This window comes from Paenibacillus sp. MAH-35 (genome assembly GCF_058135425.1).
In genome coordinates this window covers 57,871-77,042 of sequence record NZ_JBYUPU010000005.1, presented here as the reverse complement: position 1 = coordinate 77,042, position 19,172 = coordinate 57,871, and the positions used below count along the sequence as shown (strand labels likewise).

Below are 19,172 nucleotides of genomic sequence, written 5' to 3'. Positions count from 1 at the left end.
CCCAATCCCTTGAAGATAATACCCGCTTGCGCAGGCCGGGTACTTCCGTATGTATCGTGATAACCCCAGTCGAACGATAGATTGTCCCCTATATTATCAACAAACTCGGAGCCGAGGTCAATGAATGCGGAGCGTTGTCACAAAAACGATACGGTTTTCCATATAACGTTACTGCGGCATTAACTAAGGGCTCGAAGCGAAAGTCGCAGAAATCGCGGGTTGATTCCTACCAGAGGATCATACAGGCTGGAAAGAACAACTGCTATAATGCAGTACAAGACTTCCGTTTACTTGCAAAACGATACAGAAGGAGCATTGACGGCCATGTCGCATAGAGTCTACTTATACAATGTCAGCGAACCCGCTCAAGCGAAGGACAGCGATACGATGATGATGGAATGGGGCTATGAGCTGCCCCTGTTGCTTCAGCCGCTTCTGGTCGAAGGCGGGTGTATATCCGGCAACAACTACAATAATCATACGGAGCCCGACAATGCCGGGCTTTATTACAATGCCCGGGCGGGCATCGAGCATCTGAAAGCTTTTTACAGCTTTCTGGAGAAGCAGGACGGGCTCATCATCGATCATGAAGCATTTGCGGAAGCCAAACTCCGTTTGTTCGACTATTTGGATCGGCTGGAGCAGCCTTTTTTTCACCTCGACGCCTGGGATGTGTTCAATATGGACGAGATCCCTCACGCCGAACAGGCGGAAGCTTGGCTGGCCGAAATTGCCCATAACAATGCTATGATTCAAAACGCGATGGAGCAAAACGATCTTTCCCTGCTCCGTTATGCCGATATGATGGGCGTCAGCCCCGGCTTCCGCTCATTTGCCGAGCTGCTCAACTATAAAGGCTACGACTACGGCTGGGGATGCATCTGGCTGCCGTTTGAAGAGGAAGCCGGTGCGGTCATTTTCGAGGAGAACGGCTTGCGGGGACTGAAGGACAAGGACGGCAGCATCTTGCTCCAACCGCAATTCGACGTATTTGCCGAATTCGGCCCCGAAGACGTCGCCGTTGTCGCTAGAGACGGCCAATACGGCTATGTGAACAAGTCCGGAGTCGTCACGATCCCTCTTGAATGGGAGGATGCTTCCGACTTCGAATACGGCTGCAGCTCCGCCATTGTCAAACGCGGCGGCCGTTTCGGCCTGATAAACGCCAGCGGCGGCCTAGTCGCCGACCCCCGGTATGACCAGCTGGAAGCCATCGATTACAGCGGTTATTTTGCGGCGCAGCAGGACGGGAAGTGGGGCGTGCTGGACAGCAGCGGCTCCGTCATCGTGCCTTTAACCTATGACGAACCGTTCGAGAACGGCCTCGGCTATTACCATACCGCCGTAAAGGGTCAACACAACCGGCACATCTTCAACGAGCAATTTGCCTACGTCGGCCAATTTCCGGTGAGTGCCCTGGAACCGGTCGGCGACGGGCTTCTTCTCGTAAAACCGCATACGAATGTAAACTCCAGCTCTCTGTATAACAAGAACGGCACTCTTCTCGCATCGGGCTTCGATAAATTAAACCGGCAAACCGATTTCCCGAACATGCTCATCGTACGCAAAGGGAAACAATACGGTATTCTCGGCATCAAGCAGGAAACGTTTCTGCTTCCTTACGGGTACGATGCGCTTATTGATCTGCAGGCCGCCGATAGGGAAGGCCGGGCAAGCAACCTGGTGCTGGCGCGTAAGGACGGGAAAACAGGCGTATTTAACGGCGACCCCGATCATCCGTCCTGGCTGTTTCCTTTGGACGACTACGAGGCGGTCTGCTGGCTGTGCGAGCATGTTTTCGCCTTGCGGCGGAACGGACGGTGGGGCATCGCAGATTCGCATGACCACTGGATAAGCGGCTTCGAATTCGATTATGTGGAGCGGAGACTGCTGGAGGAAGCCAGCGCCTACGCCGTTGCAGGCCCGGACGTTTATGTCGTGAGCCCGGAAGGTCTGACGAGAGCTGACCGGATGGTGGTGAGAGAGGAAGCGGAAGACGAATATTACAGCCGTTATTTTGAAACGGACGTTCTCAAGCGCCTGCTCGCGTATGCTTATTCGGACGACCCGGGGGGCGATGCTGCGGATGAGAACCCGATGCATGAGCTGTACAACCAGGCTCAGGATGCATACGAAAGGGGCGATTTCGAGCGAGCGATTCTGTATGATACGATCGCGGCGGAGAAAGGGTACGGCCCCTCGATGAACAATCTCGGCAGCACGTATCATTCGACAGAAGGGTATGCCGACGGCGACAAAGCTTTTTACTGGTATGAACAGGGTGCCGAGGCGGGCGACGTCGATGCGATGAACGGCCTGGGCGTCTGCTACCTGGACGGCGTCGGCACAGCGACGGATATCGATCAGGCGCTGCACTGGCTTGGCGAGGCTGCGGAGCGGAACAATCCTTACGCCCATAACAACTTGGCCGACCTTTATTTTGACGGATTGCTGGTCCCGCACGATCTCGGCAAGGCGCTCGGCCATTATGAGCAAGGGGAAGCGCTCGGCTCTCCGAATTACATTCGGCTTGGCTATATCCATGAACAGCGGGGACATGCCGAGAAGGCCGTATCCTACTACCGGCTCGCTTACGAGGACGGCTGCGAGGTGGGGGCTTTTAATATGGGAATCTGCTGCAGCCAAGGGATAGGCGTAACGAAAAATACGGATTCGGCCATCCAGTATTTCCAGGCCGCTCTGGAGCGGGATTATCCGGCCGCACATATCGAGCTTGCCCGAATCTATAGGAGCGGGAAGGAGGAAGCGGATGAATCTTTGGCGGACTACCATATTCGGGAGGCCGAAAAGGCCGGACTGGATATCCCGGAGGACCTGCTTGCGAATTCGTAAGGAATGCCCTCCGCTTCGGCCCGGGATCGGAGAAACGAACCGGGGATGAATGGGCTGGATGTTCGCGGCCGCTCAGCCCTGCATCCTGCTTGCCGGGCAGGATGCAGCCGGATAAGAGCGGTTCGCAGCTTTTATTTTGTCCGAAATCCGTCTGAATGGGGAAATAAGAGCGATTTGGGCCTTCTAAAATCGCTCCGAACCGTTTGGCAAGGTGGCCCGCAAAGGGCGACATGAGCATACCCGCTTCGGCAAAGACCATACAAAAAACACGCTGATTCAGCGTGTTTTTTGCGCTAATGGGCATCCTACATTTAACCTGTAAATTCTTGAACCCATCCGTTATTGTAATAAGCGATCCCGATTTTGGTGAAGCTGGTGTTTAAGATGTTGGCGCGATGGCCTGGGCTGTTCATCCATTGATTCATGACTTCAGCCGGGCTTGTCTGGCCTTTGGCGATATTTTCGCCTGCCGAGTTGTACGTGATGCCAAACGCCCTCATCATATCGAACGGGGACCCGTAAGTCGGAGACTGATGGTCAAAATAATTGTTGTTGTACATATCCTGAGCTTTGGCCATCGCGACTTTCGTCAGATTGTCGTCCATAGCCAGAGGATTCAAGCCGGCATTCGCTCTTTCCTTATTCACCAGCTCCAGCACTTGCAAAGCATACTCCGATGGATCGGCCGACGGCTGAGGCGCTGCCGGATTCGCCGGAGCGGCGGGATTCGCAGGCATACTCGCCGGCGGGTTTGCCGGATATTGCTGCACCGGCTGATTGACTGGCGGATTCACGGGGTATTGCTGAGGGACCGGTTGGCTGATCCGATTGAGCCAGTCCATCCAGCTTGTACCGTCGTAGGGAATCTGCTGCATCGTAATCGACGGATTTTCGCCGTCCGCTGTGGAGAGGGAGGACGCTTGCGTTAAGTTCGGCGACGGGAAAGCCTGATGAGACCTGGGCTCGAGCTTGATCTGATCGGGAGCCGCCTGCTTTTTTGTAACCGTATTCCCGCAGGCTGTAACAGCCAAAAGGGCTGCGACGATAATATATTTTTTAATGACCCATACCTCCTTGTACGTTGGACGCGTGAGATGGATTACGAATAAAGTTTCTGCAAACCGTCTTCAATTTATCCGGTTCTGACGCATCCAAGTCCCGCCTAATTATTCACTTGCAGCCAGCGGTCAACTGTAGAATCCTCCATCAGCCATGGTATAATGAAAAGAAACGGAGTTGATTCGTAAGATGTCGGAGTTGCTTGATCCACGGAACGATTTCGTCTTCAAACGAATATTTGGCAGTGAAGAAAACAAGGATGTCTTGCTGACGTTTTTAAATCGTACGTTTGCAGAATCAGGTGAACCGCCCTTATCGGAAATTGTTCTGTTAAATCCGTATACGGAGAAGGATGCTCCGCTCGATAAACAGTCTATATTCGATATTTGGGCCAAAACCATAGAAGGAAAACTCATCAATATCGAGATGCAGCTTTTTAATAAATACGATATTGAAAAGAGGACACTTTATTATTGGAGCAAACGCTACTCCAGTCAATTGCAGGAAGGACAGACTTACAAGGAACTAAAAAAGTGCGTCACTATCAATATATTGAACTATTCCTTCATTGCTAACGACCGGTATCATAATGTGTTTCATTTAAGAGAAGATCATACGGGGCTGGAGTTAAGTGACGATATCGAGGTTCATTTTATGGAACTGTCTAAATTGGAGGACTTGTCCATTTCCGTCGAAGGCGGACTTGTAAATTGGCTGCTGTTTCTGAAAAGTGCCGACAAGTTGAATTGGGAGGTGCTCGAGATGAACGAACCTACTTTGAAAAAAGCAATGGACACGCTGGAGTTTCTAAGCCAGGATCGGGAAGCGCGGCGTTTATACGAGGCGCGGCAAAAGTATTTGCACGATGAGGCTTCTATGATCGAATGGGCTACCGAAAAAGGAGTAGCGGAGGGAATTGTCAAGGGAATGGCTAAAGGATTGGCGGAGGGAGAACACCGAAAAGCTGTCGAAATCGCCAAAAATATGCTGGCGCTAGGGATTGAAGTTTCTGTCATCGCAAAAGCAAGCGGTCTCTCCGAATCCGATATTCAATCGCTTGGACAATCTGAAAAGACTAACCAGCGTTAACGGTGCTATATTACCCAAATTAAGAAATCGCCCTGCCCCTTCGAGAAGAAAGGCAGAGCGATTTTTTTACAAGCTGAGATGTTAGCGATTCCGTCTAGTGGTTACCGTGGCTCACCCGGATCACTACGTTTCCTTTTTTGTGTCCTGCCTCTACATACCGGTGAGCTTCGGGCAACTGCTCGAGGGAATAGAATCGATCGATGACCGAACGGATGCGGCCTGTCTCGAACAGCTCCTTAAGGAGTATTAAATCTTCCGTAAGTATCTTTGCTATACCTTGACCATCCACGGTCAGGAAGATCCCGCCAGGCTTCAGTGTGTTTTTGCAGGACGATTTCGAGATTTTGCCGACGGCGTCGAAAATAATATCGTACTGGTCTCTCCGATCCGTAAACGGTTCATGAGTATAATCGATGACCTGATCGGCTCCAAGCGATTTCACCAGTTCCAGATTCGACGTACTGCATACGCCCGTTACATCTGTCCCGAAATATTTGGCAAGTTGTACCGCTGAGGTTCCCACCGATCCGGAAGCGCCATAGATCAGAACCCGCTGTCCTTGGCGAATGCGGCCTTTGCGAAAAAAATGCAGCGCCGTAGTTCCCCCGAACGGAAGGGCTGCAGCTTCTTCATAGGTGGCATTGGCCGGCTTATGGAACAGATTGCCGTTGTCCGGCAGACAAATGTACTCGGCATTGGCACCGCAAGCGAATCCGCTTATCGCGTAAACCTGATCGCCTTTCTTGAACCTTGTAACCGCTTTGCCGACCGCTTCGACTTCTCCGGCCAGTTCTACTCCGAGAATCGGGTTTCGCGGTTTGCTCAAGCCCAGTACGATCCGCATCGGAATCCAGTATAAGGCGGGGCTGTTGAAGCTTCGGATTCGGCAATCTCCTGAGGTTACGGTGGTCGCGTGAATTTTAATCCGCACTTCCTTATCTTTGGGGACAGGCATAGCGACCTCCCGGAGCTGCAGAACGTCCGGCGGTCCGTATTTGGTGCATACCATCGCTTTCATGGGCTTCCTCCTACACATGTCGTCTTGTAAGGAGTATAGCTGTACATGGAGTTGTCTTGAAGATACTAAAGTATGGTTTGAAGCAGGTTTTAGTGGTATCTTTCCAGGAATCAAGCTTACAGCAAACCTAATTGTCGAGCATAAGCAACCGCTTCAGTGCGCCGCTTGACCTGCAATTTATCAAAAATATTCCGGTTATGTCCCTTCACCGTACTAAGGGAGAGGAACAGCCGCCCGCTAATCTCAGCGTTGGACAGCCCTTGGGCGATCAGTCGCAAAACCTCAAGCTCCCGCTCGCTAAGCGGCTCGATCAACCCCTTCCCGGATAAGAACGGCCCAGGAGGAGACCCGGTCCCGCTACCCCGGTCTTCGGCTTCCATTACGGTCAGCAGTTTGTTCAGAGAGTCTGTCATGATTCCTTGTCCAGCCGCTTCGCGTAATAAACGATACATCACAACCCCTTCATCGGCAAAAATACGCACAAAACCGCCTGCCGTTGCTGCACATAAAGCGTCCCTTAGAGCTTGTATGGCTCTTGCGGTCTCGTTGTGCGCATATAGGGTAACCGCCAGCAAAATCAACGCTTGAAGCCGCTCGCGTTCTTCCACCAGCCTATTCGCCTCCGACTGCCGGAGCCATGGCTTCAGTACCGCCAGCGCTGCGGACGTATTTCCTTGGGCCAAGTGTACCCGTACCCGGCTGATGGGAAGCTCGTACTTCTGCGCCAGATGAGCGGCTGCCGTCAGATTGCCTTGACGAAGCAGGACAAGGATTTGAGCAGCGGCAATTGCAGGCAGCTGATTCACGAAGTTTTGGCTGCGGGCGAAGTGATCGGCAGTAGCGATACAACCGGCTGCTCCGCGTACGTCCCCCCGGGCAAGCTTCAGCTTGGCGAGAAACAATTCGCCTGCAACGGCTCGGTCCGTCCGCTCAAGCTGCTGTGCCAGCCGGACGCTCTGCCGCCCGTGTTCCGCTGCAGCCTCCAGGTCGTTCCATTCATAAGTTATTCGCGCTAAGCCCAGATGCGCTTCGCATGCCGCCGGAAACGCGGGATTACCCGCCAGCTTCAGGACGTTCCGATACGTCTCAGCCGCCAGATCCAGCCTGTTCTCCGCCTCCTGCACGGCCCCCAGGCCAAGGGAAGCCATGATGGTTACGATGAGATGACCGATCTGCCTGCTGGCCGATAACGCCTCCGTATAGGCGTTGCTTGCGGCAGCGCGATCCCCCTTCAGCTGGTAAGCATACCCGAGCGACCAGGTCGTCGCCGTGCGGACAGGCAGGTTGTCCGGGTGCAAATAGTCCAGCGCGCGGCGCGACTCGGCGAGAATGGTGTCAGCCTGGTGCCTGCTGACGGCTTGTGTAGCGCGTATGGAGGCGATATGGCCGATCAGATCGCGGGTTTTATCGTCCTGCTCGTCGTGATGCAGCGCCTTCTCGGCGGCCAGCAGCTTCGGCTCGACGCCGCTCATCTGGCCCGTCATCAGCAGGGCGGAGGCGTACATCACCCACAACGAAGGCCTGGCGTCCAGTTCCTTTGCGGGTAAAGCATCCAGCCAATCCTTCACCGGAGCGACCGCTCCCCGAAAAAGCAAAGGCATGCCGCCGCCCTCCACCAGCCGGGCTGCACGTCCGATATCGTTCGCAGCTGCGGCGTGACGGAATGCTTCAAGGGCCAAGCCATTGTTCTCATACCAGATGCTTGCCCGTATATGCAGGGTTTCTATGGTCTGAGGGGAGCTATGCTGCAGCCGTTTTCGCAGCAGCTCGGCGAACAGATGGTGATAACGGTACCAGCGCCGCTCCTCGTCCAGACGGACAATGAACAGATTGGCGCGTTCGAGATCGTCCAGCATGTCTTGTCCGGAGGCGGAAAGGGGAAAGGGCTGCCGGCTTTGGACTTGACCGTCAACGACGGCATCGCAAAGCGGACCGCATAGCCGGTCCAAAATGGACGAATGCAGTAAAAAAGTAAGAACGTCTTCGGGCAACCGCTGGAGCACTTCTTCAACTAGATAATCCAAGACGAATCGGTTGTTGCCAGTGAACGAACGGATGAAGCCGGAGACGTCGCTTTGTTCCTTCATAGACAGGGCCGCCAGCTGCAGTCCCGCAATCCAGCCTTCCGTACGCGACTCCAGGAGGGCGACGTCAGTTGAAGAGAGAGGTTGCCCCATGACGCCCCCGAGAAATTCCGACGCTTCGGCATAAGTAAAACGCAAGTCTTCGGCCCGCAGGTCCGTCAGTTGGTCGCGAACGCGCAGCCGGGGAAGGGGGAGACGTGGCTCCTCGCGAGTGGCGATGACCAGATGCAGGTGTGGTGGCATATGGTCAAGCAGCAAGGAGAGCGCACGGTGAATCGGTTCGGCCTGAATGACGTGATAATCGTCAAGAACGAGAATGAAAGGTTCCCGATTCACGTTAATTTCAAGAAGTAAAGCGTTAATTGCCGCTTCGATTGGAGGCGGCTGGGGGGAAGGAAGCAAGGCGAATACGCTGTCTCCGCTATGCCTCGATATCGTCTGCAAGGCAGCGAAGAGACCGGTCAGAAACCGGGCAGGGTCGTTGTCTCCTTCGTCCAGCGACAGCCAGGCGACAGGGCGTCCGCAACCGGCGGCCCAGCCGCTGACGAGCGTTGTTTTGCCGTAGCCGGCGGAGGCGGAGACGACGGTCAGTTTGCGGCGCAAGCCGTCGTTCAGCCGCTGGATCAGCCGAGGGCGGAGGACCGTGTCCGGCCGGGACGGAGGGATATATAATTTCGTCGATATAATAGGAATGGTCATAACTAAATTATAATAACCGTTGTCTTTTACCGTCAATAAGCGCAAAGCTGTCAGAAGGATTGACCGGCTAAAGCAAACATTATGGAGCTTCGGATCGGATGCGACTTTCCTCTCCAGATTCGATTCGATTTCTCTCCTTAACGGTTCTTGGTTCATCCGGTTCCTCCTTATTGTTTCCAGTTGACTGACGGTAGTTCCGATTGTTTCTGACGAGGACGAGGATCATTTTGCCTATATGCTGGAACATTTTATGCCATCCGGCGATTCTACGGTGAGACTGCCGCCGAGGGCAAAGGACTTATTTTCTATATTCTCTGATCTGTATTCTTCAAATCCGATATCTAAAAAACAAGGCTATCCTGCAGCAGCATGCGCTACTGTTGCAGAATAGCCCGAACGATCTAGTTACAGCTTAGAAAAACAACTTAAATTAAATCCGATTGTTGGAGCAGTCTTTGTAAGATGGTCGCTACTTCAGCTCTCGTAATATACGCTTTGGGCGCCAGTTCAGCACCGTTTCTTCCGGACACGATTCCCGCTTGAATAATGTCGGCAATGCTGCCAAGCGCCCAAGCGGATGCATCCGACGCATCCTGATAGGCAAGGAGCGTACGTTTTGCTGCAATTGCAGGAAGTTTTGCTTTAAGATCGGTGATGGTCATCGCCTTAGCCAGAATCACCATCGCTTGCTCCCGTGTGATCTTGTCATTCGGGCGGAACGTTTTGTCCTCAAAGCCATCGATCAGCTTATACTCGTAGGCGGTATGGATTACGCCGCTGTACCAGTCCGTCGTTTGCACATCTGCGAACGGCGATCCTTGGGTCTCCGGCTTTAAGCCCAAGCCTCGAACGATGATGGCCGCAAATTCAGCGCGCGTAATGTCGCGATCGGGGCTGAACTCGTCCTTGCTGATGCCGCTGATGACCATTCGCGACCCCATATCGTTTACGGCATGTTTCGCCCAATGGTTTCTTACATCTTGAAACTCCACCTTATTCCATACAACGGAGTATAGGCTGTTGGTCAAGCTGTTCACTTTCGCATAATAGTTGCCGTCTCGTACAACGATCTTGGTCGGTACATGACGTACCGTTCCGTCCGGTTCGATAACGACTCCCGTTGTAATTTTAGTCGGATCGACATCGTCTGGAATCGTAATGGTTCGTTCCACGTAGGCATTAAACTTCGAAGCTGCGATTGTTACTCCCTTGTGTACAGCTTTCACCGTAAAATCTATTGGCGGTACAACCCATGTAAACGAACCTTGGTCTGCCGCATTCTCCACGATCCTCACCAACTCCGCTGCAGGTGCCCCAATTTCGATCTGGATCTGAATATCCTGCAAGTCGATCGAATTGCCCAGTTGATTGGAAATGAAATCCATGTTGATTTGCTGAGCAGGCAAGGTGTACGTTGCCCGATCCGTTTTGATCTCTAGTACGGCCTGCTTGTTTTCCATGTTTTTAATCATTTGGCCGTTCAGTTCCCCAACGATTACATCGGATTTGGCGTTTACCGGAATCGTTACGACCGCACGTTGTCCTTCTTGCGCAAGCCTGTCATTCAGCTTTTTCGGATCAATGGTTATCGTAGTTACGGTTTGATCGTTCCGTCTGGTCGTGGATGCGGTTCCCGCCTTCTCTAATTTACCGTTTACGAGCACGTCGACATTGGCTTTCGTGTTATCCGTTGTCGGCGGGGTTACAGGCACGGACGGCGTCTGGATGCCACTGTTGCCGGTGTCGTCTGACGGCAGCTCCGGAGCGGTTGCCGGTGTCGCGTATGCCTGATTGGATTCCGCGATCCAGCCTCCCAGATTGCCTGCTTTCGCGATAAAGTAATAAGTTGTGCCGTTAGTCAGGTTATGCACGTTGTAGGTAGAGCCACTCACGGTAGCAATGGATGTATAGCTAACTGGATTCGAGACCGTCGACATGAACAGGTTATAATAAGTCGCTCCGGAAACCGTGTTCCAATTTAATGCAATCTGACGATCCCCTCCGGAAGCCGTAAGGTTTAGCGGATGCGTAGCGTTTGGCAAGCTTACCACCTGAGTAACTGTAAATGTCACATCCGTCATCTGGTCTGCCGACACCGTTACTGTTGCCGTATAAGTGCCCGCAGTCAGGCCGTTTTTGGCTTTAACCGTAAAGCTTGTAGCCGGCGAACCGCTGTTTAATGTCGGATTTGGCTGCGTGATCACAAAATCGTTAGCGTTTGCACCGTTAAGCGCTGCTGTCAAATGGGTTAAATGGCCTGTGCCGGTATTAGTTATCTCGATGGATAATGTTTCCGGCGAACCCGACGCGTAACCCTCCACAAGCGGAACGGCCGTTTGATTGGCAATCGGGGCAATGGAATAGACCGATGTGCCGTTCACCGTTACTACGGCCGCACTGCTCGTTGCTGCTGCCGTCTTGCTGCCTGTGACGCTGTTGTTCGTGTTCGTTACTACCGCATAGTAGTACGTCGTGCCCGCTCCGTTTGTCGGCGCTGTATACGATGCGCTTGTTGCACCGTCGATTGCTGTACCACCACTCATGCTATTGGTCGTATTGCTGTACCACTGGTAGCTCAGCGTTCCTCCGTCGCTTACGGCAGCCACTATGTTCAAACTCGCGATGTCTCCGACACTCACCGATTGGTTTCCCGGTTGTGTGCTGATGATTGGCGATTGCGCGTCGACCTGCACGTTCACCGTGACGGTTGTCGTTTTCGTGTCCGTTGTTGCGGTATTCACCCACCTGATTCCGTCCCATGTCTGCTTTAAGAAAGTCGCTGTAACCGTATAATCGCCCGCTGCCAGCGGGGTATAAGTCGATTTGTAACTAGCACCGGATAAACTGAACGTTCCTGTTTGGCCACTCTCCGTAGATGTCCAGACTGTCGGGATATATTTTTCGGATCCTGGCTCCAATCCTGCCGCCAGCTGCCGGTCTCCTATAGCTGTCAGCTCCACCGGATTGCCCATGGCGGCACTATTCATGCTGGCGATAATCCGGTTATTCTGTGCATTCAGTACCGTTTCAGCTGCCAAAATCATGCCGTTGCCACCGACCTCCACAAACATGCCGCTGCCGCCGGCCACGCCCGTCATATAAGCTGGGGCTCCCGAATTGCCGATTGTCCAAGTAACCCCGTCGCTGGAGACCAATACAATTCCCGCCGCCCCTACGACTACATACAAGCCGTTGCCGTAGGCCACGCTGCCAAGACCGAATGGAGTTCCTGATGTGGCTGTTGTCCATATTTCCCCGTCACTCGAGGTCATAATGACTCCGGAATAACCCACTGCCACATACATGCCGTTGCCGTATGTGATGCTAGTAAATGAATTCGTAGCGCTGATCGTTACTTTTGTCCAGGCTGCTCCATCGCTGGAAGTCACTATCGTTCCTGAGTCCCCGACCGCCACATATTTGCCGCTGCCAAAAACTATCCCCCGAAGTGAATTCGTGACGCCGGAAGTGACGCTTGTCCAGTTTACCCCATCACTGGAGGCCAGGATCGTTCCGCTGTTACCTACTGCCACATACTTATCGCTGCCGAAGGCTACGCTATTCAATTCGTTCGTCGTATTGGACGCGACACTTGTCCAGCTCGCTCCGTCACTGGAGGCGATTATCGTCCCGAGACTGCCCACCGCTACATAGCTGCCGTTGCCGTAGGCGGCGCCTTTTAAATTGTTAATCGTACCTGATGCGCTGCTATTCCAGCTCACTCCGTCATCGGAGGTCATCACGGCTCCACCGGCTCCGACCGCCACATACTTGCCGTTGTCGTAGGCAACGGTATTCAGCGTATTTAGAGTGCCTTCTGTACGACTAGTCCAGTTCGTTCCATCGCTGGAGGTTCGAATCGTCCCCACGAATCCCACAGAGACATACATACCATTGTTAAAGGTGACGGCATAAAAGCTATAGCTTTGGTTGGATGAGACGGTATTCCAGCTTATACCGTCCAAGGAGGTCATAACCGTGCCATTGAATCCTACCACCACAAACTGACCGTTTATATAGATGACGCTCTTAAATGTAGTATTAATCCCATTGACCGAGGCGCTGCTTGTCCAGCTAGTTCCGTTGGTGGAGGTCGCTATTGTACCTTTGTCGCCTACCGCTACATATTTGCCGTTCCCATAGGCAGTGCCATATAAATAAGTACCGGAGCTTGCCCCGGATGAGCTGCTGGTCCAGCTCACTCCGTCACTGGAGGTTACAATCGTTCGTCCTCCTGCCGCAATAAACTTGCCGTTGCCGTAGGAGACGGTCGTATACCACTCCGTAGTACCCGAAGAATGACTGTTCCAACTCACCCCGTCCGTAGAGGTTAGCGCCATTCCATTAGCGCCTACCGCTACAAACTTGCCGCTGCCGTAGGTGACACTATAAATCGTTGTTGACTGGTTCGATATTTGGCGTGTCCAGGTTACACCGTCCGTGGAGGTCAGGATCGTGCCGCTGACTCCTACCGCCACATATTTTCCGGAATTGTAGGTAACGCCATAAAGGGTGCTTGTGCTGACGGGGGACCGATTTGTCCAGCTCACGCCATCAGGGGAAGTCACAATCGTTCCCATATCGCCCACAGCCACATACATACTGTTGCCGTATACAACACTATTCAGAGTTTGGTACGTTGGCATCGGACTCCGCAGACTCCAATTGCCAAGAGGATTAGTTACTGCTGCAAAAGCAGGGATGATTCCCGTTAACAGAAATAATACCGTTAATAAAGATATACTGCGTCTGATCATGTTGTTTGTTCACTCGCCTCTCACGAATTGTTGAATTTGAATCATTTACCAAGCTTCAATTGTTAATGCTTTCGGATTTTTTCATCCATACCCTGATCATGAGTGACTTAATCAGGTTCCCCATGTATTCTACCTGACGGCTCTCTCAAATTTCTCTCAAATTCGATAAGATCATCTGAAAATCGACAAAAACGAGTAGATATGGAGTAGATATGGATTTGATAAAAGAGATTGACATAAGAATAGTCCCAGTGATATATTGTGCATGCACGATATACACAGTTTGGAAGGAGGAGACGATATGCTGGCATTAGATATCAAAAATGTAAATAAAAAATATGAACATTTTCAATTAAAAAACATATCTTTTCAACTGGAAAAGGGTTATATTATGGGATTTATCGGAGCCAATGGTGCGGGAAAAACAACCACCATCAAATCCATTTTGAATTTGATACGTATCGACAGCGGCGAAATTCATATTTTGGGCAAGAACATGGCCGAGCATGAAGTTGAATTGAAACAAAACATTGGCTCTGCATTTGGAGATATCAACTTTTATACACGCAGCAAAATCAAAACGTTAACGAATGTGATCAAAAGGTTCTATTCGAATTGGGATGATGAAACCTATTACAAATATTTGAAAAAATTCAACTTGATTGAAGACAAAAAAATAGCCGAATTATCAACCGGCATGAAAGTAAAATACAGCTTGGCCCTAGCCTTATCTCACGGCGCCAAGCTTCTTATTCTGGATGAACCGACAAGCGGACTTGATCCGATTGCCAGAGACAATCTGCTGGATATTTTTCAGGAGCTGGTGCAAGATGGCGAGATCAGCATCCTTTTTTCAACTCACATCACATCAGACTTGGAAAAATGTGCAGATTATATTACCTATATCCATAACGGACAGATTATCAACAGTGCGGAAAAGGAAGAATTTATCGATACGTATCGCTTGTTGAATGGTAAGAAGGAGCAATTGGATCGGGTCAAAAACGAACTAATCGCCTACAAAACAAATTCTTTTGGCTTCACAGGCTTAATCCATACAAAAGACTTTGATCCATCGACAGATATTAAATCATCCGTACCGAATCTGGAGGAGATCATGATCTACTGCTCGAAGAAGGAGGATATCTATGTATAACTTATTAATGAAAGAATTAAAGTTAGGCGTAAGTCCTTTCTTTTATATTATGCCTTTATTGACAGGCGCTTTAATGCTGATTCCCGGATGGTTATATTTCCTTGTCATCCTTTACTTTTGTTTTATTACGATACCAAACATGTTTGCAGGCTATAAAAATCAGAACGATTTAATATTTTCAAGTATGATGCCTGTAACCAAAAAAGATATTGTAAGAGCAAGGGTGTCTGTTATTGTAATCCTGGAGCTGATTCATATTGTTGTTGCCATGCTCTATGGCGTAATGACGCTACGTCTGTATCCAAATCTGAAATACATTTTCTTCGCACCCTCCTTTGGTTTTTGGGGACTTTGTTTCGTCATGCTGGCGATTTTCAACATTATTTTTATCTCCATGTATTACAAGACGGCGTATAAATACGGTGCGCCAGCGTTTGTAGCCATTGCAGCTGCTATACTGTTTGCCGGGGGCGCAGAATGGCTCGGCATACAAAATTCGTTCGTGTTTGATCTTCTCAAAGGAATTGGTGCTGATAATTTGGCCATTCAACTCTCAATTCTGATTACGGGCTTCGTGATATTTGCGATATTTACGATAATCGCTTATCATATTGCCAACAAACGGTTTGAGAAAGTGGAAATATAATGAACATAGCGATTTCGAACACATCTGATAAACCCATTTATCAGCAGCTTTTTGAACAAATCAGCGCACAAATTTTCAAGGGCGAACTAGAGAATGGGTATAGTTTGCCGCCCATACGACAAGCGGCAACGGAGCTTCGTGTTAGTATCATTACCGTCAAAAAAGCGTGGGAAGAACTCGAACGGCATGGTTTGATTTATACCGTAACCGGCAAAGGATGTTTTGTCGCCGATCTCTCACCCGATGAGATGCTTCAAAAACGCAATGAAATGATCTTGAATCAGATGGCTATCGATACTTCCTATTACAAATCCTTTGGCCTGACCATAGATGAAGTTTATGGGCTTTTGAAGGAAGTTTATTGAACTGTGATATAACAGAAAACCACGTGTTGGCTGAAGACAGCATGACAAAGTCAATCGGTGCAAAGCTAAACCCATCGGACCAGCCTAACGTCAGCATGTTGAAGCCTTTGACAAAACGCCCTGTCGTATGGTCGAACACACGGGCAAGTAATTCCGCTTTTTGCTGCGGTTTCGCCGAAGAACCGAGTCATCCACAATTTCACCAAACAAAGGGGTGTTTTTTCTGTCAAGACCCTATTATTTTTTTAGGATTTTCCTTTATCCATAAGGGATTTAATAAGCCGATCGCAGCGGTAAATTTCCATGCCGTTTCTTCCTCCACAAAGCGAAGCCAAACTTTGAGGCATATTCCGACTACTTTGCAGGGACCCCGGAGTTTCGCTTCGCTCTTTGTACGCGGTCTGAACCCTTATCAGGGGTTCACTCGGCCTTTGGACCAAAAGAAAAACACGGATCCAATGATCCGTGTTTTGATGTATGGAGCCTAGGGGGATCGAACCCCTGACCTCATCGCTGCCAGCGATGCGCTCTGACCAATTAGTCGAAAACACTACCAAGATCATTGAGGTTAACATAACAAAAAGTTGGGCGCATAAATGTTGAGAGAGAAGGTGCTGTGTATGGATTTATCTGAGCACATGAAAGAAACCGCAGATCTCATCGCAGGGTACATAACCGGCCGGCTCTTTGTTGATGCGGACACGATCGGCATGCAGCTCAATAGTGGAGTGGAACTTATTTTAACGGACAAGCACGGAATTGAAATTCTCAATGGCAGCGAGTACATCCAGATCACGATCAAGCAAATGCGCGAGGCGCGGACGGTTGAAGGATGGCCGCTATTTGGCGGATTATATGCACGAGTCAGGGGTGGGGATATTCATACGATCAATTATAGAGGCGTAACATCGCCTCTTTTTACATTTTGGTAAAATAAAGGATTTCCAAGAATATTGTCGTATTTACATCCAAAAAGGAATTTTGGCAGGGGGTACATATGACAACAGAAGTTGATCAACAAGGATATAGTTCAAAAAAATGCTTTATTGTTACTCCAATAGGTGGAGACAACACGGACATAAGACGAGCTGCAGAAGGAGTTATTGATGCTGTTGTAGTCCCTATTCTTACTAACCATTTTGGGTTTTTAAATAGCAATATAACAGTAGCTCATCGTATGCCGCATCCGGGATCTATTAACAAACAAGTTATACAGAGAATACTGGAAGATGATCTTGTAATCGCAAATCTTACTGGACTTAATCCGAACGTTATGTATGAACTCGCCATTCGACATGCCTCCAGAAAACCAGTCATAACTATTTGTGAGAATGGAACAAAACTTCCTTTTGATATCATAGAAGAACGTACAATTTTTTATGCCAATGACATGTACGGTACAGTAGATTTAAGTAATAAACTCCGAGTAGTCATAGAAGATGTTTTGGAAAGCAATGAATTACCTGACAATCCCATTTACAGGGTAATCGAGAGTAATTTAATACAAAAATCAGACAAGTTCGACGATAAAGATAAGATCTTCATATCACGTATGGAGCGACTAGAGGAGAAACTGAATAATATCGGCTCTAATTCAATAAGTCAACTTCAAACAATTGTAAAAGTGGATAGATTATTTTTTGTTGAAGTTACAGGCGATTTGCCTGAATCCGAAAACGATCTTGGCTTAAAAAGAGCTACAATAGGGAATAATAGCTCGATAAACTCCATTACTTTTATTCGGGGTGTTCCCCCTGAGAAATCTAAAAAAGGAATTAAAGTAATTACTATTTCTGTCAACGATCCAAAAAAAGAGGTAAATACACTCACACTTGAAATAGCTCTCATGAATATTCTTCCAAAAAACCTCACTATTGTATCAGTAGTAGAGTCTGCGATTTAATTGGTATAAAAAAAGCCATAATTTAACCGAAAAAAAACGTCAAAACAGTAAGTCACGGCACTTTTAACCTGTTATATTTATATCATGGCAATACGAGAGAGGGACAGACACCCGACAAAATAACCTTGCTTGAGAGGCAGCGGCGCTGCATTCGCTTTTAGCGGATGGCCCCGCATAAGACCTCTCTTTTTTTATGCCGCGGGTAGATCTGCGATCTGCTCGTATTGCCTCTAATCACCCGCATCTGGCCGGTCGCACCGGTATCTGAAAAGGTAGGTGAGAAGCCTTTTGCAGAGTACACACTTTTGCGGGTGACTGGAATGCTTATCCCTTACATTCGAATACTCCGTTCCTGGGCTGTAGCGCTCTTGTCATAAGCGCTGCAGCCTGGACACCCTCCACCTCCGGGACAACCGCGATCCTAGCAGATAAAGGTACGGATCGGGACGGCTTGCCGGCCGCCGCAGCGAGAGCCGGCATTTCCTAATGTGACTAATCCCAGACAAGTTAGTATAATTAGCAGGATGAAACTATGGTTTTGAAAAGGTGGATTCCTATATGTCTGAAATTATACCTTGTCGGGTTCAAACAGCCTTTGACCAGTATAGCCCGGGTGAAGTAGTGTTTCTCGACGCTGCGCAAGCTAATAGACTTGAGGCCGACGGAGTCGTCGAAGTCCTGCTGAACGATCTGGACAGTAGATTGATCGGCGATCAAATTGTTGAACTGGCCAACCGGGAAATGGAGATGCTCCGGGAATTGATCGCCATGGCGCCGGATGAAGTTAAGAGGCAAGCATATAAGCGTAGGCTGAGGAAACTCGAGCAGGGTGATTTGAGACCATGAAAAAAAGCCGTGTCAGCGAACTTTGAATTCGCACACGACTCGTAGATAGGCGATATGAACTCCGCTGATCCAAACGGAGGACTCGGAGAATTTCTCGATCGGTCCACCGTAATCGAGTAACTGCCCGAGCTGCCATACTTCAACATGAACCTGATTGTGCATCGCCACCTGAAGGTGATGATCTGTACGAAGGACAAAACCTGGAACCAACATCAATCGCTCGCCTCCGGGAAATCGGCCTTCAACGCTTCAACGGAATCGTACCGAGGCGTTTCGTAAATAATTTTTGCCGGGTCTTTGGCAGTCCGGTCCTTAACGATATGGCCATATACTTTGCCGGCCAGTGCGGGGAAGACGAACATGGTTTTGCCGGGCTCGTTCGCGAGTGGGTAATTTTCGATCATGGGACACCTCAGATAATAATTGTTCGGGGGGGGGGGGGACTATTGTCCGCCCCAATTCTTGTTGCCTACTGAATTGATAAATTCCTCGAATCCAGAAGGTAAAGCGTGCAGAAAATACCATGCGGCCACAGCCAGCCCAACAACAACTGAACCGACTAACGCAAGTATCCAGAGATTCTGCCTTCTCAGCAATCGTTCAACTGTATCCATCCTATCACCTCCTAAAGAACTATTCGATAGGATGGGAGGATTTACCTTCTCTTTGTCGAATGGTGATTGATGGGAGGGGGTGA

Annotated in this window: 15 protein-coding genes, 1 tRNA gene and 1 pseudogene; 8 read left to right on the top strand and 9 right to left on the bottom strand. The window is 49.8% G+C overall.

Translation table 11 applies throughout. The annotated features are described in order from the left end of the window. The first annotated feature begins 324 nt into the window (after window positions 1-324). Window positions 325-2,853, top strand: a complete 2,529-nt coding sequence (locus tag AC3Y2E_RS06855) for an SEL1-like repeat protein (protein ID WP_379208505.1) — start codon at window positions 325-327, stop codon at window positions 2,851-2,853. A 311-nt stretch (window positions 2,854-3,164) separates the two neighbouring features. Here AC3Y2E_RS06855 and AC3Y2E_RS06850 read toward each other — a convergent pair whose 3' ends face one another. After that, window positions 3,165-3,884, bottom strand: coding sequence for a CAP domain-containing protein (locus AC3Y2E_RS06850; RefSeq protein ID WP_379208503.1), 720 nt, complete (start codon window positions 3,882-3,884; stop codon window positions 3,165-3,167). 217 nt (window positions 3,885-4,101) lie between these two features. Between AC3Y2E_RS06850 and AC3Y2E_RS06845 the strand changes: the two genes are divergently transcribed. Next, on the top strand, window positions 4,102-5,001 hold the full coding sequence (locus AC3Y2E_RS06845; RefSeq protein ID WP_379208501.1) for an Rpn family recombination-promoting nuclease/putative transposase: 900 nt from the start codon (window positions 4,102-4,104) through the stop codon (window positions 4,999-5,001). 94 nt (window positions 5,002-5,095) lie between these two features. Here the strand turns inward: AC3Y2E_RS06845 and AC3Y2E_RS06840 are convergent, their stop codons facing one another. The 3 genes from AC3Y2E_RS06840 to AC3Y2E_RS06830 form a co-directional block, all read right to left on the bottom strand. Beyond that, a complete protein-coding gene (locus AC3Y2E_RS06840; protein WP_379208499.1) occupies window positions 5,096-6,019 on the bottom strand; it encodes an NAD(P)-dependent alcohol dehydrogenase in 924 nt (307 codons plus the stop codon). 116 nt (window positions 6,020-6,135) lie between these two features. Beyond that, entirely contained in the window at window positions 6,136-8,958 is a 2,823-nt protein-coding gene (locus AC3Y2E_RS06835; RefSeq protein ID WP_483875094.1) for a winged helix-turn-helix domain-containing protein, read from the bottom strand. Window positions 8,959-9,227: 269 nt separating this feature from the next. After that, complete coding sequence (locus AC3Y2E_RS06830; RefSeq protein ID WP_379208497.1) at window positions 9,228-13,448, bottom strand: S-layer homology domain-containing protein; 4,221 nt, start codon at window positions 13,446-13,448, stop codon at window positions 9,228-9,230. 412 nt (window positions 13,449-13,860) lie between these two features. Here AC3Y2E_RS06830 and AC3Y2E_RS06825 point away from each other — a divergent pair, with 412 nt between their 5' ends. Genes AC3Y2E_RS06825 through AC3Y2E_RS06815 form a run of 3 tightly spaced genes read left to right on the top strand, consistent with a single transcriptional unit; the run spans window position 13,861 to window position 15,726 of the window. Beyond that, entirely contained in the window at window positions 13,861-14,715 is an 855-nt protein-coding gene (locus AC3Y2E_RS06825; protein WP_379208495.1) for an ABC transporter ATP-binding protein, read from the top strand. Further along, a complete protein-coding gene (locus AC3Y2E_RS06820) occupies window positions 14,708-15,361 on the top strand; it encodes an ABC-2 transporter permease (RefSeq protein ID WP_379208493.1) in 654 nt (217 codons plus the stop codon). The genes AC3Y2E_RS06825 and AC3Y2E_RS06820 overlap by 8 nt, the downstream gene beginning before the upstream one ends. After that, on the top strand, window positions 15,361-15,726 hold the full coding sequence (locus AC3Y2E_RS06815) for a GntR family transcriptional regulator (RefSeq protein ID WP_379208490.1): 366 nt from the start codon (window positions 15,361-15,363) through the stop codon (window positions 15,724-15,726). The genes AC3Y2E_RS06820 and AC3Y2E_RS06815 overlap by 1 nt, the downstream gene beginning before the upstream one ends. A gap of 28 nt (window positions 15,727-15,754) precedes the next feature. Here AC3Y2E_RS06815 and AC3Y2E_RS06810 read toward each other — a convergent pair. Continuing rightward, window positions 15,755-15,924: pseudogene (locus tag AC3Y2E_RS06810) on the bottom strand (transposase); the annotation flags it as partial. 280 nt (window positions 15,925-16,204) lie between these two features. Continuing rightward, a tRNA-Ala gene (locus tag AC3Y2E_RS06805) sits at window positions 16,205-16,272 on the bottom strand. Between the two features lie 74 nt (window positions 16,273-16,346). Here AC3Y2E_RS06805 and AC3Y2E_RS06800 point away from each other — a divergent pair. The 3 genes from AC3Y2E_RS06800 (at window position 16,347) to AC3Y2E_RS06790 (ending at window position 18,475) form a co-directional block, all read left to right on the top strand. After that, window positions 16,347-16,658 carry a hypothetical protein gene (locus tag AC3Y2E_RS06800; RefSeq protein WP_379208488.1) on the top strand — a complete coding sequence of 104 codons (312 nt, stop codon included), beginning with the start codon at window positions 16,347-16,349 and terminating at the stop codon, window positions 16,656-16,658. A 65-nt stretch (window positions 16,659-16,723) separates the two neighbouring features. Next, window positions 16,724-17,629, top strand: coding sequence for a hypothetical protein (locus tag AC3Y2E_RS06795; protein WP_379208486.1), 906 nt, complete (start codon window positions 16,724-16,726; stop codon window positions 17,627-17,629). A 558-nt stretch (window positions 17,630-18,187) separates the two neighbouring features. Further along, window positions 18,188-18,475, top strand: coding sequence for a hypothetical protein (locus AC3Y2E_RS06790; protein WP_379208484.1), 288 nt, complete (start codon window positions 18,188-18,190; stop codon window positions 18,473-18,475). A 12-nt stretch (window positions 18,476-18,487) separates the two neighbouring features. Here the strand turns inward: AC3Y2E_RS06790 and AC3Y2E_RS06785 are convergent, their stop codons facing one another. Genes AC3Y2E_RS06785 through AC3Y2E_RS06775 form a run of 3 tightly spaced genes read right to left on the bottom strand, consistent with a single transcriptional unit; the run spans window position 18,488 to window position 19,089 of the window. Then, window positions 18,488-18,688 carry a hypothetical protein gene (locus AC3Y2E_RS06785; RefSeq protein WP_379208919.1) on the bottom strand — a complete coding sequence of 67 codons (201 nt, stop codon included), beginning with the start codon at window positions 18,686-18,688 and terminating at the stop codon, window positions 18,488-18,490. Next, window positions 18,688-18,879 carry a hypothetical protein gene (locus tag AC3Y2E_RS06780; protein ID WP_379208482.1) on the bottom strand — a complete coding sequence of 64 codons (192 nt, stop codon included), beginning with the start codon at window positions 18,877-18,879 and terminating at the stop codon, window positions 18,688-18,690. Before AC3Y2E_RS06780 ends, AC3Y2E_RS06785 begins: the two co-directional genes overlap by 1 nt. Before the next feature lie 39 nt (window positions 18,880-18,918). Further along, window positions 18,919-19,089, bottom strand: coding sequence for a hypothetical protein (locus tag AC3Y2E_RS06775; RefSeq protein WP_379208480.1), 171 nt, complete (start codon window positions 19,087-19,089; stop codon window positions 18,919-18,921). Window positions 19,090-19,172 lie beyond the last annotated feature (83 nt).